The organism is Arthrobacter globiformis (genome assembly GCF_003261175.1).
GTDB lineage: Bacteria > Actinomycetota > Actinomycetes > Actinomycetales > Micrococcaceae > Arthrobacter > Arthrobacter globiformis_A.
Map to the genome: position 1 here is coordinate 180,914 of NZ_QLNP01000105.1, position 20,632 is coordinate 201,545.

Consider the following 20,632-nt stretch of genomic DNA (forward strand, 5'->3'; position numbering starts at 1 on the left):
TCCTGTTTATGCCCCCACCGCGTGGTCAACAGCCCGGCGGACTGCCTTGTCTGCGTTGCGGACAGCCTTGTCGGCACTGTGCAGCTTCTTGCCGGTGGTCTTGCGGGCGTCCGCGGCGAGGTGGCTTGCGGTCTTGCGTGCGTCGGCGGCGAGGTGCTCTGCGCGCCAGGCCAGGCCGGGCTTGCCGGCTGTGTCCACGGAGGCCAGCAGCACACCGCCGGTGAGGGTGATGTTCTTGAGCAGCTGGTTGCGGCGGGCTTCCCGGCCCTCCTTGCTGCTGATGTCCGCGCTGCGCCATTCAACGAAGGCGTTCAGTGCCGAGATGACGGCCAGCACCGAGGCTGCGAGGCGCGCGGATTTGCCGAGCGCGAAGAGGACACCTGCACCCACCTGCGCTCCGCCGATGACCCGTGCCAGGACCTTCTCATCCGTCTGGAACGGCAGGGCTTCGGAGGCGCGGCGCAGGAGGGGCGACAGTTGCTGTGCGGTGTCGTCCGCATTCCTGAGCTTGTCCGTTCCGGCGAGGATGAAACTTGAGGCCAGCATCGGCCGGGCAAAAAAGCGGACAACGGACATGAATTTCCTCCTGGATGGCCGAGCCGCGGTGGCCGCGGCGGAGTCGGTTCTAGTCTTGCACTTTTGCGGAATATTTGCCCACCGCGCGTCGTTGTGCACTTCAGGCCGGAAGCAGTCAGCAGGCGGTGTGCTGTGCGGTTTCCGGTGTTCAGCGGCGGCGGGGGATGTCCGGAACCGGCTAGAGCGCGGACCGCCGCACGAACGCGGGTTTGATCAAGCGGGTCTCGATAAGCGGAGTGGAGATGGAGCATTGACTTTGGTGAAGGAAGCTGTGGGGGTGCGAAGTCCCACCAGGATGCGGCCGTTTGTGGTGCCGGAAACCGACGCGTCTGAGGGTGGAAATGCCTTCTCGGGTCCGGACGTCGTCGCCGGCCCGGACTACGGCACGGCACGCCGTCGGACGCGGTCAGCGACGATCAAAGTAGACTTGAACGCAATGAGCACCGTGGATCCGGCCCTGCAGGCCGCACAGGAGGACGCCGCCAACGGCATCCCTAAGACTGGTACGTCGCCCGCCGCTGAAGCGGCAGAGGATATCGACGTCGGCTCGGAGAGCGCCGAAGCGCGCCGGGCCCGGTTTGAGCGAGACGCCATGCAGTACGTGGACCAGCTCTATTCGGCGGCCATGCGCATGGCGCGGAACCCGGCCGATGCCGAGGACCTCGTGCAGGAGGCGTACACCAAGGCGTTCTCCGCGTTCCATCAGTACAAGCCGGGCACCAACCTGAAGGCCTGGCTGTACCGCATCCTGACGAACACCTACATCAACCTGTACCGGAAGCGGCAGCGGGAACCCCTGCAGTCCAATTCGGACACCATCGAGGACTGGCAGCTTGCACGTGCCGAGTCCCACACCTCCAGCGGTCTGCGGTCCGCGGAGGCCGAAGCTCTGGACCACCTGCCTGATTCGGACGTCAAGCGGGCCCTGCAGGCCATCCCGGAGGAGTTCCGGCTTGCCGTGTACTTCGCCGACGTTGAGGGCTTCGCATACAAGGAAATTTCGGACATCATGAACACCCCCATCGGCACTGTGATGTCCCGGCTGCACCGGGGCCGGAAGATGCTGCGGGACGAGCTGGCGGACTACGCCGCCGACCGGGGATTCAAAGCTGCCGCAGACGCCACGGCGGCAACGGAAAGCAACAAACAGGAGAACGGGAAATGAGCGACTGCCAGGGATTGGGCGATTGCGATGACACCAGGATGCAGCGCATCTACGAGTATCTGGACGGGGCCTTGACCCGCAGCGACCTTGCGGAGATCAAGCACCACCTCGACGAGTGCCCGGAATGCGCACAGCAGTACGATCTGGAGTGCGTCATTCGAAAAGTGGTGAAGCGCTCCTGTACCGAGGCCGCTCCGGAAAACCTGAAGAACGCCATCCTGCAGCGGATCCACACCATCCGGCCAGTGGACGCCTGACGGTTTGCCCGACTTAAACGCGATGCCCCCGCTACCTTGCTGGTAGCGGGGGCATCGCGTTTAAGCTTCGGTTCAAGCCGTGGCTTAGGTGTTGGGGCGCTTCCCGTGGTTCGCGCCGCCACGCTTACGGTCACGACGCTTACGTGCACGCTTGCTCATAGCTGGCCTCCTTAATTTCGTTACCCAAAAGAGTTGCCCTCTAGTCTCCCATATCAGCGGACCGCCTGCGAACCGGCGACGGTGCGGGGCAGGGAATCGGGACCCGGTGCCCGGACGGCGCCTACAGTGAGTTCCGGATCGAGACCCGGGCCTGGTCCAGCACGGTCCGCACGGTTTCCAGGGCCACCGGCGTCATGGGCCGGGCGGTGGTGTTCAGGCGCAGCTCGGCGCGCATGTCGTCCCGGAACGCCTGCAGCAACATCTCCGCTTCCTTGAGCATGCGCTGCCCTTCCGCGGTGTAGCGGCCCGGTCCTGCCGGATCCGCCGACCTGGCCGCGGTGCGTGCCGCTTCCGCTGTGGCCGCCAGGTCTGCACGCAGCCCACGCATGTTGCTGCGGATGTCGGCGCGGAGGTCGTCGGCGAGCCGGCGGACGGAGGCCGCAATATCGTTCTCCACGGTCTCCAGCTCCTCGCGCCGGCTATTCAGCTCAGCCAGGCCCGCAGCAGTGATGCGGTAGTTGGTGCGGCGACCCTGGGATTCCGTGGCCACCAAGCCTTCCTCCTCCAGCTTGCCCAAGCGCGGATAGATGGTGCCCGCGCTGGGGGAGTAGGTGCCGCCGAACCGGTCGCTGAGCGCTTTGATGAGTTCATATCCGTGCTTGGGGCCCGCCTCCAGGAGCGCCAGCAGATAGAGCCGGAGCGCGCCGTGGGCAAAGACGGGAGGCATCAGAGTGCCGGTTCCGGGGTGACCGGTGCCTGGCCATGGAAAATGGACGTCTTCCCGGACACGGAGTTGGTCCGGACCAGCATGAGTTTGGCGTCCGGGCCCGAGATGGTCTGCACTTTGCCGCCGGGGTGGCCATACTTCCGGTCGTCGATGACCACCGGACCGGTGGCCGACTGGGCCACGATGTCCACGCCGACGTCGTGCGGGACGCGGACAGTCAGGTCACCGGACACCGAGTTCGCGCCGAAGTCGTGGGTGAAGCCGTGCAAGTCAAAGCTCATGTCGCCGCTGACGGTGTTGGCCCGGATATTGCTGAACTGGCCGGAAGCAGTGACCTCGCCTGAGACACTCTTGGCCGTGAGGACGCCGCTGTGGTTGCGGGCGATCACTTCGCCGCTGACGGTGTTGACGTGCAGTTCGCCAGTGGTTCCGTCCGCCAGCAAGGATCCGGTCACGGTGCTCAGCCGGGTCCGGCCGTGGACGCCTGAGACCAGTCCGTCCCCGCTCACGGTGCCTGCCTCGACCTCGACGCCGGCTGGGACAGCGATGCTGATAATCACCGAGTTGTCGCTGCTGTTGTTGACCGAATCCATCAGGTTCTTGAACCAGCCCTGCGGCCCATGCAGCTGGTGCCGGATTTCAAGGCGGCCGCCGGTCACGGACACGGCGAGCGGATCCCCGTGCACGTCCGACACCTCGATCCGGACGGCTGCCTCATCGTGCGTGACGATGTCCAGCCTGCCGCGGACGATACCCACTTTAAGGTGCGAGACGCCGTCGACGTCCATGGTCTGCGGCCCGGTGACGGTCCAGGAGTTCTCTTCCATGATTCCCTCCAATTGCGATATATCGTGACTGTGGAAGCCACGCTAGTCCGCATGCGGCGGAAGATCAAGATATATCGCGAGCTGGCTATTCTACTCCGGGCTGTCCATCCCCAGCCACTGGAACCAACCCCGGTGGAGCACCAGCCATGCCATCAGCCCGTAGCCCGCCTGCCCGGGCGAGCCGCCGTTGGCTGCGAGGTCCTGGCGCCACTGTTCGTGGTTCAGCAGCGGTGAAAACGTGTCGACGTAGAGGTGCTTGCGCCGGGTGGTTACGTCCGCAAAGGCAGTGTTCAGCTCACCGAGGCGGCGGTTCTGCACCGGATCCAGGGTGGGAGGCGGCCCCACGACGAAGACCTCCAACCGCCTCTGGGTGGCTGAATCCAGGATGTTGGCGAGGTTCAGCCGGCTCCGGGCAGTGGACAGCCCGAACTCGATGTCCCGGCCGGAGAGACCGATGACCAGCCGGTTCTCATGGTTGTCGGCGAACCGGCGCCCGGCCTCCTCGAGCCAGCGCGCGGCCAGGCCTTCCGTACCTTCCTGGGGGCACGGAAGCGAAAAGCTCTCCACCGTCATGCCGTCCTGCGGAGTGCGGGCGAGCACCCGGCCCAGCCATCCCAGCGCCCGGGGATCGCCGAGTCCGGCCAGCAGTTCATCTCCAACAGCCGCAATCCGCAGCTTCCTGTCTTCCACTACTACCTCTTCACTTGTTGGGAGGGCGTGTCCCGGATACGGACCGTTTGAATGCCAGCCTAAAGGTCCATTAACTCACGCCGATTAAACAGAACTGCCCGGCTGGAACGGTATGTCACCGTCCGGCCGGGCAGCTGTTCTGCTACTTACGTGCGAATGCCTGCTTCAGGAGCGCGTCCTGCTCCGCAGCGTGGCGCTTCATGGAGCCGGCCGCGGTGGAAGCCGAAGCCGGGCGTGAAACCAGGCGCACCTGACGGTCCAGGGCGGTCGGCAGGTGCAGGCCCATGAACGGCCACGGACCCTGGTTGGCGGGCTCGTCCTGCGCCCACACAACTTCCGCGTTCGGGTACTTGGCCAGCTCGGCTTCGATCTCCGCCTGCGGCAGCGGGTACAGCTGCTCGACACGGATGATCGCCGTCGTCTTGTCACCCGTCTTCTGCCGCGTGGACAGCAGGTCGTAGTACAGGCGTCCGGAGACCAGGAGAACACGCTCGACGGCGTCCCCCTGCAGCTGCTCGTGCTCACCGATCACCGGGCGGAAGCCGCCGGTGGTGAAGTCCTCCACGGACGAGGCAGCGGCCTTGAGGCGCAGCAGCTGCTTCGGCGTGAAGATGATGAGCGGCTTCCGGGGCCGGCTGTAGGCCTGGCGGCGCAGCAGGTGGAAGTGCGAGGCGGCCGTCGTCGGGTTGGCGACGATCATGTTTTCCTCGGCGCACAACTGCAGGAAGCGTTCGATGCGGGCCGAGGAGTGGTCCGGACCCTGTCCTTCGTAGCCGTGCGGAAGCATCAGCACGAGCGACGAGCGCTGGCCCCACTTCTGCTCGGCGGACGAGATGAACTCATCGATGATGGTCTGCGCGCCATTGACGAAGTCACCGAACTGCGCTTCCCACAGGACCAGGGCGTCGGGACGCTCCACCGAGTAGCCGTACTCGAAGCCCATGGCTGCGTATTCGGACAGCAGGGAGTCGTAGATCCAGAGCTTGGCTTGGTTGTCCGACAGGTTGCCCAGGGGCAGCCATTCGTTGCCGTTGGCGCGGTCGTGGAACACGGCGTGGCGCTGGACGAACGTGCCGCGGCGTGAATCCTGGCCGGCAAGGCGTACGGGCACGCCTTCCATGATCAGGGAGCCGAAGGCGACGATTTCGCCGAAGCCCCAGTCGATGCCGCCTTCACGGGACATCTGTTCACGCTTCTCCAACAGCTGCTTGAGCTTGGCGTGGACGGTGAAGCCTTCGGGGATCTCGACGTGCGCCTTGCCGATGCGGGCGAGGGTGTCGGCGGAAATTGCCGTGGACGCTGGCGCGTTCGCTCCGATGTCCGACTGCTGGGCCTGGGGGCGCTCGATGTCCGATACCGCAGCCGAATCGGCCGTGATGATTGGAATCGGGGACGTCTGGGCGGCGTGGGTCTCGGCGAAGACGCGCTCGAGGCGTTCCTGGTAGTCGCGGAGCAGCTGCTCGGCTTCTTCCTCGGTGATGTCGCCGCGGCCGATCAGCGACTCGGTGTAGAGCTTGCGGACGGACCGCTTGGCTTCGATGAGGTTGTACATCAGCGGCTGCGTCATCGAGGGGTCATCGCCCTCGTTGTGTCCACGGCGGCGGTAGCAGACCATGTCGATGACAACGTCCTTGTGGAACCGCTGGCGGAACTCGTAGGCGAGCTGGCCGATGCGGACAACCGCCTCGGGGTCGTCGCCGTTCACGTGGAAGATCGGAGCCTGGATCATCTTGGCGACGTCCGTGGAGTACGTGGACGAGCGCGAGGAGGACGGTGCGGTGGTGAAGCCGACCTGGTTGTTGACCACGATGTGGATGGTTCCACCGGTGCGGTAGCCGCGCAGCTGGGACAGGTTGAGCGTTTCCGCCACAACACCCTGGCCGGCGAAGGCCGCATCGCCGTGGACCATGATGGGCAGCACAGGGAACGCCTGTCCCTGGTCCAGCCGGTCCTGCTTGGCGCGGACGATGCCCTCCAGGACCGAGTCCACGGCCTCGAGGTGCGAGGGGTTGGCGGCGAGGTAGACCTTGGTCTCCTTGCCGTTGTCCGACGTGAACGTGCCCTCGGTGCCGAGGTGGTACTTGACGTCACCGGAACCCTGCACGGAGCGCGGGTCCTGGGTGCCTTCGAACTCGCGGAACACCTGGGCGTAGGTCTTGCCGGCGATGTTGGTCAGCACGTTGAGGCGGCCGCGGTGGGCCATGCCGATGGCGACCTCGTCCAGTCCGTCGTCGGCCGCATCGGAGATGACCGCGTCCAGCAGTGGAATCAGTGACTCGCCGCCTTCCAGCGAGAACCTCTTCTGGCCCACGAACTTGGTCTGCAGGAAGGTCTCGAAAGCCTCTGCAGCATTCAGCTTGGAGACGATGCGCAGCTGCTCGTCGCGGCTCGGCTTGGAGTACGGGTGCTCCAGCTGGTCCTGGAACCATTTGCGTTCGGCCGGGTCCTGGATGTGCATGTACTCGATGCCGGTGGTGCGGCAGTAGGCGTCCCGGAGCACGCCGAGGATGTCGCGGAACTTGAGCATCGGCTTGCCGCCGAAGCCGCCGGTGGGCCACTCGCGGTCAAGGTCCCACAGGGTCAGGCCATAGGTGAGCACGTCGAGGTCGGGGTGCTTGCGCTGCACGTACTCGAGGGGATCGGTGTCCGCCATGAGGTGGCCGCGCACGCGGTAGGAGTGGATCAGCTGCTGGATGCGGGCGACCTTGTTGATCTGGTCGGCCGGGTCCACCTGCAGGTCCGGGCTCCAGCGCACCGGCTCGTACGGGATGCGCAGCGCTTCGAAGATCTCGTCGTAGAAGTCCTGCGCGCCGAGGAGCAGGGAGTGGACGAGCTTGAGGAATTCGCCGCTGCCTGCACCCTGGATGACGCGGTGGTCATACGTAGAGGTCAGCGTCAGGATCTTGCTGATGGCGTTCTGGGCGATGATCTTCTCGCTGGCGCCCTGCCATTCGGCCGGGTAATCGAGGGCACCAACGCCGATGATGGCGGCCTGGCCCTTCGAGAGGCGGGGCACGGAGTGCACGGTGCCGATGCCGCCCGGGTTGGTCAGCGACACGGTGGTGCCTGCGTGGTCGTCCGCCGTCAGCTTGCCGTTGCGGGCACGCTTGATGAGGTCCTCATAGGTGTGCCAGAACTCCGCAAAGTTCATGGTTTCGGCCTTCTTGATGTTGGGAACCATCAGAAGGCGGGTGCCGTCGGGCTTGGGCATGTCAATGGCGATGCCGAAGTTCACGTGTGCCGGCTGGACCGCGACGGGCTTGCCGTCGACCTCGTCGTAGTACACGTTCATGGACGGGAACTGGGACAGGGCCCGGACAACGGCGTAGCCGATGAGGTGGGTGAACGACACCTTGCCGCCGCGGGCACGGGCCAGGTTGGAGTTGATGACAACGCGGTTGTCGATCAGGAGCTTCGCCGGAACCGCTCTCACGCTGGTGGCCGTGGGCACCTCGAGGCTGGTGACCATGTTCGTCGCAATGGCCTTGGCCGGTCCGCGGAGGACGGATACGACGTCTTCCTCGGGGGCGCTGGGAGCCTTGACGTTCTTCGGCAGCTGGGCAGGGATAGGCTGGGCGCCGGTGCCCGCCTCGGTCTTCTTCGCGCCGTCGCGGGCCACCGTTGCCGGAGCCTTCTTGGCAGGTGCAGGCTGGGCGGGGGCTGCCGCCGGCGCCGATGCCGGAGCTGCCGCAGGCGCCTGGGCCGCGGGAGTAGCGGATGCCGGTGCCTTCGCGGGCGCCGGGGGAGTGACAACAGGCAGTTCGCGGGTAGCCGGATTGGCCGCCGGTGACGTCACTGCCGGCACGCCGTTGGAAGATGGACCGCTGCCGCTGTCGAATGATTCGAACAGGGGCCACCACTTGGCATCCACCGTGTTCTTATCCTGCTGGTAACGCTCGTACAGTTCGTCAACGAGCCACTCGTTTCCACCAAATTCCTCTGGCAGACGGTGGCTAGGCTGCTCTGGCACTTGAAATACGCCTCTTCCATGAGTTTGATTTCCCTCTGGTCGCCTAAGGTGCCACGGCACAACGATCGAACCAGTTTCTGTGTCCTATGAACCCAGACCCTTGCCAGTCTAATGACCGTTCCGGGTTAACTGCCAATAAGGGTGACCCAAATCATGTACCGCGCGAATTATGGCGAAATCGCATTCAAACGAGCCCCGAACAGTGTCCTTCCACCGTGCCGGGACGGCGGTTCCGGACGGGCCGGGTGAGTCCCTTTCAGTCCTCAGTGGCCCCACATTGCTCCTGTAGACTGCAATCCTTATGGACAGTAGAAATAGGTGCCATGGACGGTAAATCCAGGTGCCGGCCTGGGGGCTTTCGCCCATGATGGAGTGGCTCCTTGTCGCCGCCGGACTGCTGCTCATCCTCGGAACCGGCTTCTTCGTCGCCGTCGAATTTTCCCTTATTGCGCTTGACCAGCCCACAGTGCAGCGTGCCGTTGACGACGGCGACGCTGCCGCAGTGCCGCTGCTCAGGTGCCTGAAATCCTTGTCCACGCAGCTGTCCAGCTGCCAGCTGGGCATCACCATGACCACGCTGTTGACTGGTTACGTCATGGAGCCGTCCGTCGGGGTGCTGCTCGAGGCGCCCATTGCCGCCGTCGGGATCCCCGAGCCGGTGGCCGGTTCCGTCTCCCTCGTGGTCGCGATGGTGATCGCGACGGGGCTGTCCATGCTCCTGGGTGAGCTCGTTCCCAAAAACATGGCCATAGCACTCGCGTTCCGCATCGGCCGTGCCCTGGCCCGTCCGCAGCTGGTCTTCACCGCCATTTTCAAGCCCGCCATCGTGGTCCTGAACGGTTTTTCGAACAAGGTCCTGAACGTCTTCGGGCTGGAGGCCAAGGAGGAGATCTCCGGGGCCCGCACGCCGGCGGAGCTTGCCTCCCTGGTGCGCAGGTCCGCGGCCATGGGCACGCTCGATCCCGGGACCGCGAACTTCATTGCCCGCACGCTGAACTTCTCGGGCCGCAGCGCCGCTGACGTGATGACGCCGCGCATCCGCCTGGAAACAATTGACGCCGACCAGCCGGTTTCGGACATTATCGACGCGGCCCGCCGCAGCGGATATTCGCGCTTTCCCGTCATTGGTGAGTCTGCGGACGATATCCGCGGGCTGGTGCACGTTAAGAAGGCCATCGCAGTTCCTCCGGACCGGCGGCGGAAGCTCGAGGCCGGTGCCATCATGACCGACGTCCTCCGGGTCCCAGAAACCATCCACCTGGACGCCCTGCTCGCCGAATTGCGGGAAGGAAACCTGCAGCTGGCCGTGGTGCTTGACGAGTACGGCGGAACTGCCGGGATCGCCACGCTGGAGGACCTGGTCGAGGAAATCGTGGGCGAAGTGGCCGACGAGCACGACAAGGTCCGGCCGGGGCTGCTGCAAAGCGCCTCCGGTGACTGGTACTTTCCGGGCCTGATGCGGCCAGACGAGCTCTCGGAACAGATTCCGGGCCTCGCCGTTCCCGACGAGGCCGCTTACGAGACGGTGGGCGGGTATGTCATGAGCGAGCTTGGACGGATTCCCGAGGTCGGGGACACCGTGGAAGCGGGCGGCGGAACGCTCAGCGTGACGAGGATGGACGGCCGGCGCATCGACCGGATCTGTTTCAGGCCGCACCGTGCGCCCAGCGACAGCGCCCCCAATCACGGCAAGCCGGGCAACGGCGGCAGACCCGCTAACCACGGCAAACCCGGCAACGGCAAGTCCGGCAATGGCAAGTCCGGCAATGGCAAGTCCGGGAACGGCGGCCGGCCATGAGCGACTGGGCAGGACTGATCTGGCTGGTGGTGCTGCTCCTGGGCAACGCCTTCTTCGTGGCCGCTGAGTTCGCCGTCATGTCGGCACGCCGGAGCCAGATCGAGCCGCTGGCGGACGAGGGCGTCCTGCGCGCGCAGACCACGCTGCGGGCCATGGAGAACGTCTCACTGATGCTGGCATGCGCGCAACTGGGCATTACGGTGTGCTCGCTGCTGATCCTGCTGGTCGCCGAGCCGGCCATCCACCACCTGCTGGCCGTCCCCCTTGCCGGGCTCGGGGTGCCGACTGAGATTGCCGACGTCTCGGCATTCGCCGTGGCGCTGATGCTGGTGACGTTCCTGCATGTGACGTTCGGGGAGATGGTGCCCAAGAACATTTCCGTCTCCGTTGCAGACAAGGCAGCGCTGCTCCTGGCTCCGCCGCTGATGTTCATTGCACGGATCGTGAATCCGGTCATCGCCGCGCTCAACTGGTCCGCTAACCACATCCTCAAGCTGATGGGCATCGAGCCCAAGGACGAGGTCAATTCGACGTTCACGCTGGAGGAGGTTCAGTCCATCGTGCAGGAGTCCACGCGGCACGGCCTGGTGGATGACGACGCCGGCCTGATCACCGGCGCCCTCGAATTTTCGGAGTACACCGCCGGCAGTGTCATGGTCCCGCTGGAACGCTTGGTCATGCTGCGGTCCTCGACCTCGCCGCTGGAGTTTGAAAAGGCTGTCAGCCGGACCGGCTTTTCCCGCTTCCCGATGCTGGACGACGACGGCATGCTGGCCGGCTACCTCCACATCAAGGATGTGCTTGCCATTCCGGAATCCGGCTATGAGCTGCCCATCGCGGAGAGCCGCATCCGGTCACTGGCAAACCTCTCGCGCGACGACGAGATAGAAAAGGCGATGTCCGTGATGCAGCGTTCCGGTTCACATCTGGCGCGCGTCATCGGGCCGGGCGGCCAGACCGAAGGAGTGCTGTTCCTGGAGGATGTGATCGAGCAGCTTGTGGGAGAGATCCGCGATGCGACCCAGGCCAAAGGCATTCGGCGGCTGGGCAGTTCCGACGGCGAATAGCCGCCCGGTGCCCAGGCCGAGTCCGCAGTCGCGATTCTCTAAATAGGAATCATTCCTATTTAGCGCTACACTCGAGTAGGGGTTGCCCCTCCCCGCGACCTGACCTGTCCAGAACCGAGGTATTTCCGTGCCCAGCAATGCCCGCATTTTCCTGACCGCCGCCGTGGCCGGCTTCGGCCTGCTTCTCACCGGCTGTGGTTCGCCGGCGGCTGAGACTGCAGGTGCAGAGGCCAACGGCCGTATCGCCGTCGTCACGTCCACGAACGTTTACGGGGACATCGTTGAGGCCATCGGCAAGGACAAGGTCAATGTCTCGGCCATCATCTCCCGTCCGAGCCAGGACCCGCATTCCTACGAGGCCAACGCCCAGGACCGGCTGACCGTGTCCAAAGCCAAGCTGGTGGTGGAAAACGGCGGCGGCTACGACGATTTCATCCACACTCTGGCGGACGACAGCAATGTGCCGCACGAGAACATCATCAGCGCCGTGGAGGTTTCCGGGCTGGCCCCGCAAGCGCCAGGCACGGCCTCCGCGCACGCTGACTCCGCCCACGCGGAGGACGGGCACGCCCATGACCACGGAAACTTCAACGAGCACGTCTGGTACAGCTTTGATGCCATGACACATCTCGCCGATGCCGTGGCGGCCCGGCTCGGCGCGCTCGACTCCGGGTCGGCCTCCCAGTTCACTGCCAACGCCGCCGATTTCAAGTCCAGCCTCGCAAAGCTTGAGAGTAAGATTTCCGCAATGAAGACCTCGCACGGTGGTGCTGGCGTCGCCGTGACCGAACCGGTGCCCCTCTACCTGCTGGAAGCGGCGGGACTTGAGAACCGCACCCCTGCCGAGTACACGGCCGCCGTGGAGGAAGGCGCCGACGTTCCGCCGGCCGTACTGAAGGCAGCCACCTCGACGGTGGCCGCAAAGGACACCAGTTTCCTCGCCTACAACGAACAGACGGAAGGCCCGCAGACCCAGGCCGTCAAAAACGCAGCCAGCGCCGCTGGAACGCCCGTGGTGAATTTCACTGAAACGCTTCCGGACGGCAAGACCTACCTGGAATGGATGGCGGACAACGTGGAAAACGTCAGCAAAGCACTGAAGAGCCAGCGTTGAACCCAGTCATCAGCCTGAAACAGGCGTCCCTGAAGTTCGGCCGGCGCACCCTCTGGGACGACCTGAACCTGGACATCAATCCGGGGGAGTTCTTCGCGGTGCTGGGGCCAAACGGCAGTGGCAAAACCAGTTTCCTCAAGGTCCTGCTGGGGCTGCAGGAGCTGCACTCCGGCCACGCGAGCCTCGGCGGCCACCCTGTGGAGCGGGGCAGCCGGCTGATCGGCTACATCCCGCAGCAGAAGCCCTTCCTGCCCGACACCCCCATGCGGGCCCGCGACCTGGTGGGCCTGGGCGTCGACGGGCACCGCTGGGGAATCCGGCTGGGTACCGCCAAAGCCAACCGCAGGATCGACGAACTGCTGGACCTGGTCGGGGCAAGCGACTATGCCAAGGTTCCCGTCGGGCAGCTGTCCGGCGGTGAGCAGCAGCGTCTCCGCGTTGCCCAGGCCCTTGCCACCGACCCGAAGGTACTGCTCTGCGACGAGCCGCTCCTGTCGCTGGACCTGCACCACCAGCAGGCCGTCAGCGCACTCATCAACAAGCAGTGCCATGACCGGAAGAGTGCTGTGGTGTTCGTGACCCACGAGATCAATCCGATCATCGACTACGTGGACCGGATCCTGTACCTGGCCGGCGGCAGGTTCAGTGTGGGAACGCCCCACGAGGTCATGACCACCGAGGTCCTCTCCGACCTGTACGACAGCAACGTGGAAGTGATCCATGCCAACGGCCGGATAGTCGTCGTCGGACTGCCCGACGCCACAACCCACCATCATGACGACGCGCACGCTGCTGCGGGGGAGGGTTCCTGATGGATCTGGATTCGCTCCTGCAGTCGGTCTTTAACTTCGAGAACTACGGCGAATTGCTGGTGCTGGTGCAGAACTCGCTGTGGGCCGGCGCGGTGCTTGGTCTCCTCGGCGGCCTCGTGGGGACCTTCGTGATGAAGCGCGACCTGGCGTTTGCCGTCCACGGAATCTCCGAGCTGTCGTTCGCCGGCGCCGCCTTCGCGCTCCTGGTCGGCACCGACGTGGTGTTCGGCTCCCTCGTGGGGTCCGTTGCGGCCGCGCTCCTGCTCGGTCTCATGGGAGTCCGGGCGCGGGACAAGAACTCCATCATCGGCGTGATCATGCCCTTTGGCCTCGGGCTCGGCATTCTCTTCCTGTCGCTCTACGAGGGCAGGGCAGCCAACAAGTTCGGACTCCTCACCGGGCAGATTGTGTCCGTGGACACCGTCCAGCTCCAGGTGCTGGCGGGGACCGCGGTGGCCGTGATGGCGGCGCTGTGCGTCATCTGGCGCCCGCTGAGCTTCGCCAGCGTTGATCCCGAGCTGGCCGAGGCCCGCGGTGTTCCCGTGCGGTCCCTGGCCCTGGTTTTCATGGTGCTCCTGGGCGTCAGCGTGGCGCTGTCGATCCAGATCGTGGGTGCGCTGCTGGTTCTGGCCCTGCTGATCACTCCGGCGGCGGCGGCCCTGCGGGTGACGTCCTCGCCGCGCCTTGTTGTCCTGCTCAGTGTGGTGTTCGCCGTTTCGGCAACGGTAGGGGGAATTCTGCTCGCCCTCGGGGGGCGCATCCCCATCAGCCCCTACGTCACCACGCTGTCGTTCCTGATCTACGTGGTGTGCCGGGTCATCGGCAGCGTCCGCGCCAGGCGCGGCCTCAACGGCCGGGTCATGCGGACCGCCTGAATTCTTTGGGCCGCTTACTAATGCACTCGGTGCCTACTGCACCCGCTTCCTACTGCGCGGCGGCCTTGCGTGCGGAGCAGTCGGGGCAGAGGCCGTAAATTTCAACTGTGTGGGCCACTTCCGTGAAGCCGTGCTCCTGCGCGGTCCGCGCGGCCCAGGTCTCGACGGCGGGGGCCTCCACTTCCACGGCCTTGCCGCAGTTGCGGCACAGGAGGTGGTGATGGTGCACCGTCACGGCGCAGCGGCGGTAGACGGCCTCGCCGTCGCCGTTGCGCAGCACGTCCACGAGTTCCTCGTCGGCCAGTGACTGCAGGATCCGGTAGGCGGTGGCCAGCGAGACCGAGACACCCTTGTTCTGGAGGATCCGGTACAGCTCCTGGGTGCTCACGAAGTCATTGAGTTCGTCCAGGGCGGCGCTGACAGCGATCCGCTGCTTGGTGACGCGCTGCTCTTTCCCGCCGGCCGCCGTCGAAGGTGCCTGTGGTCTGCCGTCAGCGCTGGTGCGTTGTGGCATGGATGAACTCGCTTTTCTTCCGGGTAATGGCAGGCTTTAACGTTACCAGCCGGAGGCGCGTGGACACTGATCGGGGCCGTCCCTAGGCTAGCTTCATGAAGCTGACCAAATTCACGCACGCCTGTGTCCGGCTCGAAAAGGACGGCCACGTGCTGGTCCTGGATCCGGGGACCTTCTCCGAAACCGCCGAGGCGCTGGACGGCGCACACGCCGTCCTCATCACGCACGAGCACGCGGACCACATCGATGTTCCCGCCGTGGCCGCTGCGCTTGGGGACAATGGCGGGCTGGAGCTCTTCGCACCGGAGGGCGTGGCGAAGAACGTCCGCAAGGAAGCGCCGGATGCCGCGGACCGTGTGCATGCCGTAGAGCCCGGGACGGGGTTTGACGCCGCAGGCTTCACGGTCCGCAGCTTCGGCGGCCAGCACGCCCTGATCCACCCGCAGATTCCCGTGGTCGCGAACGTCGGCTACCTCGTGGACGAGAACGTGTACCACCCGGGCGACTCGTTCATCATCCCGGACGGTATCAGCGTGCGCACGCTCCTGGTCCCGGTCCACGCCCCGTGGAACAAGGTCAGCGAGGTGGTGGACTTCGTGATCGGCGTCCGTGCCGAGCGGGCGTTCAACATCCACGACGGTCTCTTGAATGACACCGGCCTCGGCCTGGTGGAGGGCCATGTCAAGCGGATCGGCGCCAAGTACGGCACCGAATATACCCACCTCTCCAGCCGGGAGTCCGTGGAGCTTTAGGGCTGCCAGACACCCGTCTCGAAGAATGCCTTCAGCGTGTCCTCGTATGGCTGCGGATCCAGTCCCTGGGCCGCCAGCCACGCTGGGCTGTAGTGGCTGCCGGCGTACCGGTCACCGCCGTCGCACATCAGGGACACGATGCTGCCCCGTTCGCCGTCCGCCACCATCTGGGCCACGAGCTGCCAGACACCCCAAAGATTGGTGCCCGTGGACGGCCCGGCGTGCAGCCCTGCCAGCGGGTGCAGGTGCCGCATGGCCGCCACCGACGCAGCGTCGGGAACCTGGATCATGTGGTCGATGACCGAGGGGACGAAGCTTGGCTCCATGCGGGGCCGGCCGATCCCCTCGATCCGTGACGGCATGCCGGTGCTGAAGTCCGCAGCGCCGCTCCGCCAGCCGGGGTAGAAGGCGGAGTTTTCCGGATCGACAACCGCCAGGGACGTGGCGTGGCGGTGGTAGCGGAGGTAGCGGCCGATCGTGGCGCTGGTCCCGCCCGTTCCGGCCCCCACCACAATCCAGCGGGGGACCGGATGCTCCTCCAGGGCCAGCTGTTCAAAGATGGATTCGGCAATGTTGTTGTTGCCGCGCCAGTCCGTGGCGCGCTCGGCGTACGTGAACTGGTCCATGTAGTGGCCGCCGCTCGTGGCGGCAACCCCGGCGGCTGCGGCGTACACCTCGGAGGCATGGTCCACCAGGAGGCAGGCGCCGCCGAACTGTTCTATCAAGGCGATTTTTTCCGGGCTGGTGGTACGGGTCATCACGGCGACGAACGGCAGGCCCAGGAGTTGTGCGAAGTAGGCCTCCGAAACTGCGGTGCTGCCGCTGGAGGCCTCCACGATGGTGGTGCCCTCGTGGATCCACCCGTTCACCAGCCCGAACAGGAAGAGGGAACGTGCCAGCCGGTGCTTCAGGCTTCCGGAGCGGTGCGTAGATTCATCCTTGAGGTACAGCTGGACGCCCCAGTGTTCCGGCAGCGGCACCGAATAGAGGTGGGTGTCGGCCGACCGGTTGTTTTCCGCGTTGATCTTGCGGATAGCCTCATCCGCCCATGCCCGTTCACTGAATCGCCTGCTCACGGATTCAGCCTACCGGCGCGGGCAGCCGCGGCTAGAGTTGGTGCTGATCTGCAGGCAAACCCCCAAGGAGACGTATGGACACCCTCATTGACGTGGCAGGGCTGAAGGCCCGGATGGCAGCCGGCCAGAGGACCGTGGTGCTCGATGTCCGCTGGGCGCTCGGGGATGCAGAAGGACGCAGCCACTATCTGACCGGGCACATCCCGGGCGCTGTGTACGTGGACCTTCCCACCCAGCTGGCGGACCCGGCAGATCCCGGCCGCGGACGCCACCCGTTGCCTTCGCCGGCCCGCTTCCAAGAAGCGGCACGGTCCTGGGGAATTCGCGACGGCGACGTTGTGGTCGCCTACGACGATGCCGGCAACACCTCGGCTGCCCGGGCATGGTGGATGCTCCGGAATGCCGGCGTGCGCACCGTTTACCTGCTCGACGGCGGCCTGGCCGCCTGGCGCACGGCAGGTTTGCCGGTGGAGGGCGGGCCAGTGCAGCCGGATACCGGAGACGTGGTGCTCGCCGATGGCAGCATGCAAGTGACCGACGCCGACGGAGCCGCGAACTGGGCAGCCGGCGGCGTGCTGCTGGATGCGCGCGCCGGGGAACGGTTCCGCGGGGAAGTCGAACCGGTGGACCCCCGGGCCGGCCACATTCCGGGCGCCGTCAGCGCGCCCACCACCGGGAACCTCGACGACGACGGGCGCTTCCTCCCAGCCGAGGCGCTGCGGCAGCGCTTCGCCAACCTTGGGGTCGACGCAGCGACGCCCACCGCCGTCTATTGCGGCAGCGGCGTGACGGCCTCGCATGAGATGGCGGCCCTGGAAATCGCCGGTTTCAGTGCCGCGCTGTTTCCCGGCTCCTTCTCCGAATGGTCCAATGACGCCTCCCGCCCGGTGGCCACGGGCGCGGATCCCGGGTAGTGATGACCGTGGGCCGCCCGGTGGTGGAGCTTGTCGAAACCGGGATTGATTTCGACAAGCTCAATCTGCGGTGGGCCAGATACGGAGCGCACCGGTAGTTGGAACTCGCCGGGGTGCCGCGGTAGCGTCGCCATATGACTCCTGGACGCCCCGTGCCCCCGCCGCTGAACCTGCGAATCGAACTGGACGAGACCGCCGTCGAACCCCTTGAGGGACGCCTTGCCGCAGCCCGCGGCGCGTCCTCCGCCACTAGCGGCCTGGTCGGACTGACCGTTGGCCGCCGGGCACCCAAAGCCGACGACGTCGAAATTGCGATCGAGTTCTGCGGGCTGTGCCACTCGGACGTTCACGCCACCCGGGGGGAGTGGGGCTCCCAGAACTACCCGCTCGTTCCGGGCCACGAGATTGTGGGCAGGGTCAGCCGCGTCGGTGCCGACGTGGAGGACTTTCAACCGGGAGACCGCGTGGGCGTGGGCTGCATGGTGGACTCCTGCAGGGAATGCGGGAGCTGCCTCGAAGGGCTGGAGCAGTACTGCGAACGCGGCCTGACTGGGACGTACGGAGCCAAAGACGCCAGGAACGGGGACGCCGTCACCCAAGGCGGTTACTCGACGTCGGTGGTGGTGGACCGGCGGTACGTCCTGCGGGTGCCGGAAAGTCTGGACCCTGCAGCAGCTGCCCCGCTGCTTTGTGCAGGCATCACCACGTTTTCGCCGCTGCGCCACTTCGGCGTCCGGGCAGGTCACACGGTCGGGGTTGTGGGTCTGGGCGGTCTTGGGCACATGGCCGTCAAACTGGCCAAAGCGTTGGGAGCCGAGGTCAAGGTCTTCACTACGTCCGAATCCAAGGTGTCGGCAGCGCTGGAACTGGGCGCTGACGCAGTAGTGCTTTCCCGGGATGAAGAAGCGATGGCCGCTGAGAACCGGAGCATCGACGTCATCATCGATACGGTGGCAGCACCGCACGACCTCAACCCCTTCTTCCGGACCCTGCGCAGGGACGGGGCCCTGTTCCAGCTCGGTCTGCCCTCCGAGGCCATGCCGCCGGTGAACCCAGGGGCACTGATCCGGCGACGGATCTCCTATGCCGGTTCCCTGATCGGGGGCATCGCCGAGACGCAGGAGATGCTTGACTTCTGCGCCGAGCACGGAGTGGTCTCGGACATCGAACTGGTTGGTGCTGAGCAACTCAACGACGCCTATGACCGGATGGTCGCAGGCGATGTGAAGTACCGTTTTGTCCTGGATGCATCCACACTGCAGGAACCGTCGGAAAGGGCTGACGCATGAGCACGCTGTTCACCAAGATTCTCAACGGGGAGATCCCTGGCCGGTTTGTCTGGCGCGAACCGGACGTCTCCGCGTTCCTCACTATGGGTCCGCTTGCGGACGGGCACACCCTGGTTGTTCCGACCGAGGAAGTGGACCGCTGGACGGACGCCTCGCCGGAGACCCTTGCCAGGGTCATGGAAGTGGCCCGGCGCATCGGTGCCGTGCAGGTGGACACGTTCGGGGCAGCCCGGGCGGGACTCATCGTGGCCGGTTACGAAATCAACCACATGCACGTGCACGTGTGGCCTTCCAACAGCATGGCGGAGTACAACTTCGCCACAGCCGAGCATAACCCCGATCCGGCGCGGCTGGACGCCAATGCCGAGAAGCTGCGTGCAGGCCTGCGTGACGCCGGCTACGGGGAGTTCGTGCCGGAGGCATAAGCTGGGGCACGGCGTGCCCGGCCGCCCGGCGGGTCACGGGGCAGGGCCGGGATGCTCGGATTCGTGCCTTTCGCGCACGTCGGCTCGGGACAGCCCAGATCCCGGCAACGGAGGCGCGCCTGACTGGTAGCTGTGGCCCGTGGGCGTTGTCAGTTCGATGGTGTGCCGGGGTCCGGGTTTGGGTTTTGCTTTCCAGCCGGTGAGTTCTTTGGTGTGGTTGCAGGCTTCGCACAGTCCCGCGCCGTTACTCAGGGACGTTGGGCCGCCGTCGTGCCACGGGGTGATGTGGTCGTGGTGGCGGATCGGGGCGTCGCAATAGGGCGTTCGGCAGGTGTTGTCGCGGATTTGGATGAAGCGGCGCAGCGGTGCCGGGAACAGGCGCCGCCGCGAGTCCATGCCCACCAGATCCCCGGTCCCGGGTGCAGTGTAGAGGCGCCGGACCCAGGTCTTCAGCTCCTCAACTCCCTTGGCCTGTTCGGTGGTCACCAGCTTCCGGGCCCAGTCTCCGGGGACGGTGCCGTAGCCCGGTATGTGGGCGGGTTCGCTGTCGCCTTGGAGGAGTGTCCGGTCGGTCATGACGAGGTTGAGTTCGATGCCGGTGATGCCGCCGGGGGTGCCGGTGGTCCTTTCAACGAGGGTGTCGGCTTTGATCTGGTCGCGGGTGCGCGGGTCTCCGGCGGCGTGCAGGGTGTCGGCGTTCCGGGTGAGCGCCGCGAGGACCGCGACGCCTTCGTGGACGGGCAGCAGCGCCGTCAAATAGGTCATGCAGTCCGGGGCGGGGCGCAGGCTCACCCTGCGTTCCGAGACGGCGTGGCTGGCGCGCTGGGCGACGGAGCGGGGATCCCGCCGGATCGCGGCGGCGCGGACGGCTGCGATGACGGCCCGGGTTCCGGCACCGTTGAAGGTGCCGGTGTCGGCGGCGAGTTCCTCATCAACGGCCGTCCGGTCCTCGACGCGCAAACAGGCGGTCTCTTTCACGATGTGCATGACGCGCTCTTCGTTCAGCTGCCCGTTCTCCAGCGCTGCCTGGGCGTGGGGCATCTGTACCAAGGCTTTGGCCGTGCCGAGCAACCGTTGTCCGCGGTTGGGGGACTCGCCGCGGGCCAGTGCGATCTGTTCAGCCGCGCCCAGGCCACTGTCTTTGCCGCGGTCCTTGCCCAGGTCTTCCGCGGCCAGGGGCCGCCGGTCGGCGGATTCCTGGCGGAGCCTGGCCTCGAAAGTGACGGACAGCCTCGCCTGTTGCCCGGCGGCCCAGCACTTGACGTTCTCGTAGGCGCGGACCTGGTCGATCAGCCCCGCATTGCCTGCCGTGAGGTCAGCTGCCGGGAGAAACCAGCCCGAGGTTGCAGCGGAGCCGGAGAGAACCGCGTCGTCAAAGTGGTCCCCGTCAAAAGGACGGTCGGCAAACAGAACCTCCGGAAACGGGTCCTCCGCAAAGGATGCCGGAAACGCGGCGTCGAGGTCATCGTCATACGGAAGCCCGTCGTTCACGAACGCACCTTCGGGGAACGCGGCTAGAGGAAAAACGGCGTCTGCAATAAAGGCGTCAGGAACCGCGGCAGCGTGCAGAACGACGCGCGGCGCCGCTGCTGTCAGTGCTGAATTTCCGATGCCTTCCATGGACA

At 65.8% G+C, this 20,632-nt stretch carries 20 protein-coding genes; 11 read left to right on the forward strand and 9 right to left on the reverse strand.

Annotated elements, in window-relative coordinates; genetic code table 11:
- Positions 1 to 6: 6 nt before the first annotated feature.
- Positions 7 to 576, reverse strand: a complete 570-nt coding sequence (locus DBZ45_RS21605; protein ID WP_111905857.1) for a DoxX family protein — start codon at positions 574 to 576, stop codon at positions 7 to 9.
- A 436-nt stretch (positions 577 to 1,012) separates the two neighbouring features.
- Here DBZ45_RS21605 and DBZ45_RS21610 point away from each other — a divergent pair, with 436 nt between their 5' ends.
- Together DBZ45_RS21610 and rsrA are read left to right on the forward strand one after the other, a co-directional pair.
- A complete protein-coding gene (locus DBZ45_RS21610) occupies positions 1,013 to 1,741 on the forward strand; it encodes a sigma-70 family RNA polymerase sigma factor (RefSeq protein ID WP_223257215.1) in 729 nt (242 codons plus the stop codon).
- The gene (gene rsrA / locus DBZ45_RS21615; protein WP_111905858.1) at positions 1,738 to 1,998 is read left to right on the forward strand and encodes a mycothiol system anti-sigma-R factor; all 261 of its coding nucleotides are present in this window, start codon (positions 1,738 to 1,740) and stop codon (positions 1,996 to 1,998) included. The genes DBZ45_RS21610 and rsrA overlap by 4 nt, the downstream gene beginning before the upstream one ends.
- Positions 1,999 to 2,082: 84 nt before the next feature.
- Here the strand turns inward: rsrA and DBZ45_RS23845 are convergent, their stop codons facing one another.
- From DBZ45_RS23845 to DBZ45_RS21635, 5 genes are all read right to left on the reverse strand, one after another.
- Positions 2,083 to 2,157, reverse strand: a complete 75-nt coding sequence (locus DBZ45_RS23845; protein ID WP_369299106.1) for a 50S ribosomal protein bL37 — start codon at positions 2,155 to 2,157, stop codon at positions 2,083 to 2,085.
- Positions 2,158 to 2,278: 121 nt separating this feature from the next.
- On the reverse strand, positions 2,279 to 2,884 hold the full coding sequence (locus DBZ45_RS21620; protein WP_111905859.1) for a PadR family transcriptional regulator: 606 nt from the start codon (positions 2,882 to 2,884) through the stop codon (positions 2,279 to 2,281).
- Positions 2,884 to 3,711 (reverse strand): DUF4097 family beta strand repeat-containing protein, encoded by an 828-nt coding sequence (locus DBZ45_RS21625; RefSeq protein WP_111905860.1) that lies wholly within the window; start codon positions 3,709 to 3,711, stop codon positions 2,884 to 2,886. The genes DBZ45_RS21620 and DBZ45_RS21625 overlap by 1 nt, the downstream gene beginning before the upstream one ends.
- A 90-nt stretch (positions 3,712 to 3,801) precedes the next feature.
- Positions 3,802 to 4,401, reverse strand: coding sequence for a GDSL-type esterase/lipase family protein (locus DBZ45_RS21630; protein ID WP_111905861.1), 600 nt, complete (start codon positions 4,399 to 4,401; stop codon positions 3,802 to 3,804).
- 142 nt (positions 4,402 to 4,543) lie between these two features.
- A complete protein-coding gene (locus tag DBZ45_RS21635) occupies positions 4,544 to 8,371 on the reverse strand; it encodes a multifunctional oxoglutarate decarboxylase/oxoglutarate dehydrogenase thiamine pyrophosphate-binding subunit/dihydrolipoyllysine-residue succinyltransferase subunit (RefSeq protein ID WP_111905862.1) in 3,828 nt (1,275 codons plus the stop codon).
- Between the two features lie 367 nt (positions 8,372 to 8,738).
- Here DBZ45_RS21635 and DBZ45_RS21640 point away from each other — a divergent pair, with 367 nt between their 5' ends.
- The 5 genes from DBZ45_RS21640 (at position 8,739) to DBZ45_RS21660 (ending at position 14,037) form a co-directional block, all read left to right on the forward strand.
- Positions 8,739 to 10,169 carry a hemolysin family protein gene (locus DBZ45_RS21640; RefSeq protein WP_111906020.1) on the forward strand — a complete coding sequence of 477 codons (1,431 nt, stop codon included), beginning with the start codon at positions 8,739 to 8,741 and terminating at the stop codon, positions 10,167 to 10,169.
- Positions 10,166 to 11,236, forward strand: coding sequence for a hemolysin family protein (locus DBZ45_RS21645; RefSeq protein ID WP_111905863.1), 1,071 nt, complete (start codon positions 10,166 to 10,168; stop codon positions 11,234 to 11,236). The genes DBZ45_RS21640 and DBZ45_RS21645 overlap by 4 nt, the downstream gene beginning before the upstream one ends.
- Positions 11,237 to 11,363: 127 nt before the next feature.
- Positions 11,364 to 12,350: a metal ABC transporter solute-binding protein, Zn/Mn family gene (locus DBZ45_RS21650; protein WP_111905864.1), complete on the forward strand. Its 987-nt coding sequence runs from the start codon at positions 11,364 to 11,366 to the stop codon at positions 12,348 to 12,350.
- A complete protein-coding gene (locus tag DBZ45_RS21655; RefSeq protein ID WP_190243221.1) occupies positions 12,347 to 13,162 on the forward strand; it encodes a metal ABC transporter ATP-binding protein in 816 nt (271 codons plus the stop codon). Before DBZ45_RS21650 ends, DBZ45_RS21655 begins: the two co-directional genes overlap by 4 nt.
- Positions 13,162 to 14,037: a metal ABC transporter permease gene (locus DBZ45_RS21660; RefSeq protein ID WP_111905865.1), complete on the forward strand. Its 876-nt coding sequence runs from the start codon at positions 13,162 to 13,164 to the stop codon at positions 14,035 to 14,037. The genes DBZ45_RS21655 and DBZ45_RS21660 overlap by 1 nt, the downstream gene beginning before the upstream one ends.
- A 49-nt stretch (positions 14,038 to 14,086) precedes the next feature.
- Here the strand turns inward: DBZ45_RS21660 and DBZ45_RS21665 are convergent, their stop codons facing one another.
- Positions 14,087 to 14,551, reverse strand: a complete 465-nt coding sequence (locus tag DBZ45_RS21665) for a Fur family transcriptional regulator (protein WP_102972039.1) — start codon at positions 14,549 to 14,551, stop codon at positions 14,087 to 14,089.
- Between the two features lie 95 nt (positions 14,552 to 14,646).
- Here DBZ45_RS21665 and DBZ45_RS21670 point away from each other — a divergent pair, with 95 nt between their 5' ends.
- A complete protein-coding gene (locus DBZ45_RS21670; protein ID WP_111905866.1) occupies positions 14,647 to 15,303 on the forward strand; it encodes an MBL fold metallo-hydrolase in 657 nt (218 codons plus the stop codon).
- On the opposite strand, the gene DBZ45_RS21675 is transcribed toward DBZ45_RS21670, so the two are convergent.
- A complete protein-coding gene (locus DBZ45_RS21675; RefSeq protein WP_111905867.1) occupies positions 15,300 to 16,379 on the reverse strand; it encodes a PLP-dependent cysteine synthase family protein in 1,080 nt (359 codons plus the stop codon). The two genes, DBZ45_RS21670 and DBZ45_RS21675, sit on opposite strands and share 4 nt — an antisense overlap.
- 74 nt (positions 16,380 to 16,453) lie before the next feature.
- Here DBZ45_RS21675 and DBZ45_RS21680 point away from each other — a divergent pair, with 74 nt between their 5' ends.
- From DBZ45_RS21680 to DBZ45_RS21690, 3 genes are all read left to right on the forward strand, one after another.
- Positions 16,454 to 17,293 carry a sulfurtransferase gene (locus tag DBZ45_RS21680; RefSeq protein ID WP_111905868.1) on the forward strand — a complete coding sequence of 280 codons (840 nt, stop codon included), beginning with the start codon at positions 16,454 to 16,456 and terminating at the stop codon, positions 17,291 to 17,293.
- A 134-nt stretch (positions 17,294 to 17,427) separates the two neighbouring features.
- Positions 17,428 to 18,582, forward strand: coding sequence for an NAD(P)-dependent alcohol dehydrogenase (locus tag DBZ45_RS21685; RefSeq protein ID WP_111905869.1), 1,155 nt, complete (start codon positions 17,428 to 17,430; stop codon positions 18,580 to 18,582).
- On the forward strand, positions 18,579 to 19,007 hold the full coding sequence (locus DBZ45_RS21690) for an HIT family protein (RefSeq protein WP_111905870.1): 429 nt from the start codon (positions 18,579 to 18,581) through the stop codon (positions 19,005 to 19,007). Before DBZ45_RS21685 ends, DBZ45_RS21690 begins: the two co-directional genes overlap by 4 nt.
- Positions 19,008 to 19,040: 33 nt before the next feature.
- On the opposite strand, the gene DBZ45_RS21695 is transcribed toward DBZ45_RS21690, so the two are convergent.
- The gene (locus DBZ45_RS21695; RefSeq protein WP_111905871.1) at positions 19,041 to 20,627 is read right to left on the reverse strand and encodes an HNH endonuclease; all 1,587 of its coding nucleotides are present in this window, start codon (positions 20,625 to 20,627) and stop codon (positions 19,041 to 19,043) included.
- Positions 20,628 to 20,632: the final 5 nt, after the last annotated feature.

Excerpts from the sequence above, each read along its gene's own strand:
- DBZ45_RS21695 (WP_111905871.1), bottom strand. The coding sequence starts at position 20,627 with ATGGAAGGCATCGGAAATTCAGCACTGACAGCAGCGGCGCCGCGCGTC.
- DBZ45_RS21670 (WP_111905866.1), top strand. The coding sequence starts at position 14,647 with ATGAAGCTGACCAAATTCACGCACGCCTGTGTCCGGCTCGAAAAGGAC.
- DBZ45_RS21690 (WP_111905870.1), top strand. The coding sequence starts at position 18,579 with ATGAGCACGCTGTTCACCAAGATTCTCAACGGGGAGATCCCTGGCCGG.
- DBZ45_RS21625 (WP_111905860.1), bottom strand. The coding sequence starts at position 3,711 with ATGGAAGAGAACTCCTGGACCGTCACCGGGCCGCAGACCATGGACGTC.
- DBZ45_RS21605 (WP_111905857.1), bottom strand. The coding sequence starts at position 576 with ATGTCCGTTGTCCGCTTTTTTGCCCGGCCGATGCTGGCCTCAAGTTTC.
- DBZ45_RS21665 (WP_102972039.1), bottom strand. The coding sequence starts at position 14,551 with ATGCCACAACGCACCAGCGCTGACGGCAGACCACAGGCACCTTCGACG.
- rsrA (WP_111905858.1), top strand. The coding sequence starts at position 1,738 with ATGAGCGACTGCCAGGGATTGGGCGATTGCGATGACACCAGGATGCAG.
- DBZ45_RS21685 (WP_111905869.1), top strand. The coding sequence starts at position 17,428 with ATGACTCCTGGACGCCCCGTGCCCCCGCCGCTGAACCTGCGAATCGAA.
- DBZ45_RS21640 (WP_111906020.1), top strand. The coding sequence starts at position 8,739 with ATGGAGTGGCTCCTTGTCGCCGCCGGACTGCTGCTCATCCTCGGAACC.
- DBZ45_RS21610 (WP_223257215.1), top strand. The coding sequence starts at position 1,013 with ATGAGCACCGTGGATCCGGCCCTGCAGGCCGCACAGGAGGACGCCGCC.
- DBZ45_RS21620 (WP_111905859.1), bottom strand. The coding sequence starts at position 2,884 with ATGCCTCCCGTCTTTGCCCACGGCGCGCTCCGGCTCTATCTGCTGGCG.
- DBZ45_RS21645 (WP_111905863.1), top strand. The coding sequence starts at position 10,166 with ATGAGCGACTGGGCAGGACTGATCTGGCTGGTGGTGCTGCTCCTGGGC.
- DBZ45_RS21680 (WP_111905868.1), top strand. The coding sequence starts at position 16,454 with ATGGACACCCTCATTGACGTGGCAGGGCTGAAGGCCCGGATGGCAGCC.
- DBZ45_RS21660 (WP_111905865.1), top strand. The coding sequence starts at position 13,162 with ATGGATCTGGATTCGCTCCTGCAGTCGGTCTTTAACTTCGAGAACTAC.